Annotated in this window: 3 protein-coding genes and 2 pseudogenes; 2 read left to right on the top strand and 3 right to left on the bottom strand. The window is 70.1% G+C overall.

All coding sequences use genetic code 11. From position 1 onward, the window contains the following. Positions 1 to 284: pseudogene (locus ABT114_RS50040) on the top strand (hypothetical protein); the annotation flags it as partial. Between the two features lie 160 nt (positions 285 to 444). Here ABT114_RS50040 and ABT114_RS50035 read toward each other — a convergent pair. Further along, complete coding sequence (locus tag ABT114_RS50035; protein ID WP_351153966.1) at positions 445 to 1,491, bottom strand: LLM class flavin-dependent oxidoreductase; 1,047 nt, start codon at positions 1,489 to 1,491, stop codon at positions 445 to 447. Next, positions 1,491 to 2,003, bottom strand: a complete 513-nt coding sequence (locus ABT114_RS50030) for an SRPBCC family protein (RefSeq protein ID WP_351153964.1) — start codon at positions 2,001 to 2,003, stop codon at positions 1,491 to 1,493. The genes ABT114_RS50035 and ABT114_RS50030 overlap by 1 nt, the downstream gene beginning before the upstream one ends. 117 nt (positions 2,004 to 2,120) lie before the next feature. Between ABT114_RS50030 and ABT114_RS50025 the strand changes: the two genes are divergently transcribed. Next, positions 2,121 to 2,651 carry a winged helix-turn-helix transcriptional regulator gene (locus ABT114_RS50025; protein ID WP_351153962.1) on the top strand — a complete coding sequence of 177 codons (531 nt, stop codon included), beginning with the start codon at positions 2,121 to 2,123 and terminating at the stop codon, positions 2,649 to 2,651. A 552-nt stretch (positions 2,652 to 3,203) separates the two neighbouring features. On the opposite strand, the pseudogene ABT114_RS50020 reads toward ABT114_RS50025, so the two are convergent. Next, positions 3,204 to 3,323, bottom strand: a pseudogene (locus tag ABT114_RS50020) (NAD(P)-binding protein); the annotation flags it as partial. Between the last annotated feature and the right edge of the window lie 156 nt (positions 3,324 to 3,479).

Here is a 3,479-nt window from a genome sequence, read left to right as displayed (position 1 = left end):
TGGGGGGGGGGGTCCGGCTGCCCCGCCCCCACGACACCGAGGCCGTCCGCACCGCCCGGGTGGCCTTCTGCGGGGGCGGCCCCGTCTCGGTCCGACTGCCCGCCGTCGAGGAGGCACTGACCGGCGCGGACGCCGGTGCACAGGCGCTCGCCTCGGCTGCCCGCGCCTCCCTGACCGGCCTCGCACCGTCCCACGACATCCACGCCAGCGCCCAGTACCGGCGCGAGGCCGCCGCCCATCTCCTCGTCCGCGGCTGCACCACCGCATGGGAGCGATGCTCATGACCACCTCCGCCCACTCCCCCGGGGCGCGGGCCGTCCGTACGCCTTCGCTGGCCGAACCCTCGGGCTGGCACGAGGGTTCGGCTTACCGTCAACGGTGCACCGGTGATCGCCCAGGTGGCCCGCTCCGGCTCCGGTCCGCCGCCCGGGACCGGGCGGTCTCCTATCGAGGATCCAGCGCACGGATGAGGTCGATGCCGTGTCCGAGATTGTCCAGACGCGTTGCGAGGGTGTCGCCCGCCGGGTAAAGGCGGACGGTGTCCACGCCCGCGGCACGCCAGTCCCCGAGCCGGGCGCGAACCATCTCCTCGGTCCCGATCAGAGTGGTGGCCAGGACCATCTCGTCGGTGATGAGGCCGACGGCGCCGTCGCGGTCCCCGGCCTGCCAGCGCTCGCGGACCTGGGCGGCGACATCGGCCCAGCCCTGGCGGCTGTAGGCGTTGTTGTAGAAGTTGGTCGAGCCGGAGCCCATCCCGCCCAGTGAGAACGCCAGTTCCTTCTTGCGACTGCCGACGACGTTGGTCAGCAGACCCTCGTCAGAGACGATGTTGATCTCGGCGCCCTGGCAGATGTCGAGGTCGGTGCGGGTACGGCCGTTTCGGGCCAGCCCGGTGTCGAGGTGGGTGAAGTAGGCGTCGGCCCCTTCGGGGACGAAGCTGGTGCCCAGCCAGCCGTCGGCGATCTCGCCGGTGAGTTCGAGCATCTTGGGGGACAGTGTGGCCAGGTAGATCGGCACCTGCACCGGCTCCACGCTGAGCCGCATCGGGCGGCCCTCGCCTCCGGGAAGAGGGATCGTGTACTGGCGGCCCTGGAAGTTGATCTTCTCGCCGGTGAAGGCCGCGCGGATGATCTCGACGGTCTCCCGCATCCGGGTCAGCGGCCGCGCGAACGAGATGCCGTGCAGGCCCTCGATGACCTGCGGTCCGGAGGCGCCGAGGCCGAGCCGGAACCGGCCGTCGGACAGGTGCGCGAGGGTCATGGCGGTCTGCGCGATGGTGACCGGGGAGCGGGTGCCGAGTTGGATGACCCCGGAGCCGAGCAGGAGTGTCTCGGTACGGGCCGCCAAGTAGCCCAAGGGCGAGGGGGCGTCGCTCCCCCAGGCCTCGGCCACCCAGCAGATGTCCAGGCCGAGCTTCTCGGCCTCCACGACGAACTCCGCGGTCTCGCGCCAGTTTCCGCCGGAGCCCTCGATGGTGGTCGCGGTGCGCATCACTTCTCCCGTTCGGCGAGGTTCTTGAGGGTGGCGAGGTTGGACTTGATGCCGGTCTCGAACTCGCGCAGCCGGACGAACACGATCTTCTGCTCTTTTTCGGGCATCGCCTCGATCGCGACGCTCAGCCCGGACGGTGCCGGTCCGAGCTGAGCCCACTGCTCCAGCACCGTGCCGGCGTCCTGCGGATGCAGCGTGAACCGCCACACGCTCATCGGATGGGCCGGGTCGCCCACCGCCCACGCGAACCGGTGCGGCTCCTCGCAGTCGACGATGGTGCTGACCGTCTCCCAGTTGCCCAGGGCGTGGTGGGCGCTGCGCCCGCGGAACCGGTTGCCCGTGCGGGGACCGGTCGCACCGTCCAGCCATTCGACGTGCTGGAGCTCGGCGCTGAGCTCGGGCATCAGGAGGATGTCGCTCACGTACCTCCACAACCGCTCAGGAGGCGCGTCGATGTAGGCCCTGGCGGACACCGTCGGGATGTCCGCGTAAACCTGTCCCGTCCACTCCATGACACCTGACTCCCTTCCCTCAATGACCTGCATAGTTGCGCATTAAGACTCACTCTCGCAAGCCCAAACCGACTCACGGCCTGCTGAGTTTCATTGAAAGACTCGTATCATCGGTGCATGAGGCGTACATCGTTCGCGAACTGGCCCTGCTCGGTGGCCCGGACCATGGATCTGCTGGGCGACTGGTGGACCCCCCTGGTGCTGCGGGAGGCGTTCTACGGGATCCGCCGGTTCGACGAGTTCCAGCAGGAGCTGGGCATCGCCCGCAACACGCTGTCCGAACGACTGCGCAGGCTGGTGGCGGCGGGCCTGATCGAGAAGCGCGTCTACGAGACGCAGCCCGTCCGCCACGAGTACCTGCTGACCGAATCCGGCCGAGACTTCTACGGCGTCATCCTCGCCATGACCAGCTGGGGCGACCGATGGCTGGCGGACGAGGCCGGGCCTCCGGTGGTCACCCGCCACGAGACCTGCGGCCACGACGCCCACGGCGAGGTGGTCTGCTCGCACTGCAAGGAGCCCATGGCCTGGGAGGACGTCGTCCCGCGCCCCGGCCCCGGCTACCCGCAAAAGCTGCTCGGGCGTCCGGACATCCGACGACGGTTCAAGCTGGACGAGCCGGGGCAACCGACGACGGCCGCGAACTGACCCCGGGCCGGCCGACCGTCTGAGCCCGGCCCCGTCGCAGGCGTGGACGAGGCCGATGTCCTGGCACGGGCGCAGCAGGCTGGTGGTGTCACGGCGTACGACCTGCTCGGCACTCTCGCGGTCGGCGAAGACCTCCTCGCCGTACTCGTCCGTGCCGAGCGCGGCCCAGACTGCGCCTCCTGCAGCGGCTGCCGGAACCGGGCCATCGGCGTCGGCCAGGTGGTGCCACAGCACGACGAGGGCGTGTTCCAGGTCGTGCTTCCTCCGGAGCAGCCACGGGCGTCGGTCTCAGCTCGCGTAGCGGGACAAGGCCCTCGACCCCGTCCGCGATTCGTCCGCCTTGTCACGCACCTGCCGTCGAAAATGTGGTGGGCGGCGACTGACTGTGAAGCGGCTGCGGACGACAGGCTCGTGGTCGTGATCTGGTCCACGGCGGCCAACTGCCGGGTACGGTCTCCCCGCTGCACGAGCTGTACAGCGAGGCGGAACCCTTCGCCGCAACCGTCCCACGAGCTACTCGAACAGATCAACCACCGGCCTGGTGGTCGGTCAGGCCCCGGCCTCGGTGAGGCGCGGAGTCTGTTCGACGAGGGCGACCGCGCAGCCGGCGCGGCGCAGACTCAGCGTCGCGGCCAGTCCCCCGATGGACGCCCCGACGACGATCGCCCGCATGTTCTGACCTCACTCCGCCTCCGCTGAGGGACGTCGCGCCGACGGGCCACCGTAGTGGGCACGCCGCTGCTCGCCGAGTTGTCCGTGAACTCCCCCGGAATTGTCCGTGATCGGTAACGGACGCATCCCGTGGCCGCCGCCCCTCGTCCTGCCAGG

This window comes from Streptomyces sp. NPDC002088, from assembly GCF_040296605.1.
Classification (GTDB): Bacteria; Actinomycetota; Actinomycetes; order Streptomycetales; family Streptomycetaceae; genus Streptomyces.
This window is presented reverse-complemented; position numbering and strand designations above follow the sequence as displayed.

Bases quoted from the DNA above. Each gene is read 5' to 3' on its own strand.
- ABT114_RS50030 (WP_351153964.1), bottom strand. From the start codon at position 2,003: ATGGAGTGGACGGGACAGGTTTACGCGGACATCCCGACGGTGTCCGCC.
- ABT114_RS50035 (WP_351153966.1), bottom strand. From the start codon at position 1,491: ATGCGCACCGCGACCACCATCGAGGGCTCCGGCGGAAACTGGCGCGAG.
- ABT114_RS50025 (WP_351153962.1), top strand. From the start codon at position 2,121: ATGAGGCGTACATCGTTCGCGAACTGGCCCTGCTCGGTGGCCCGGACC.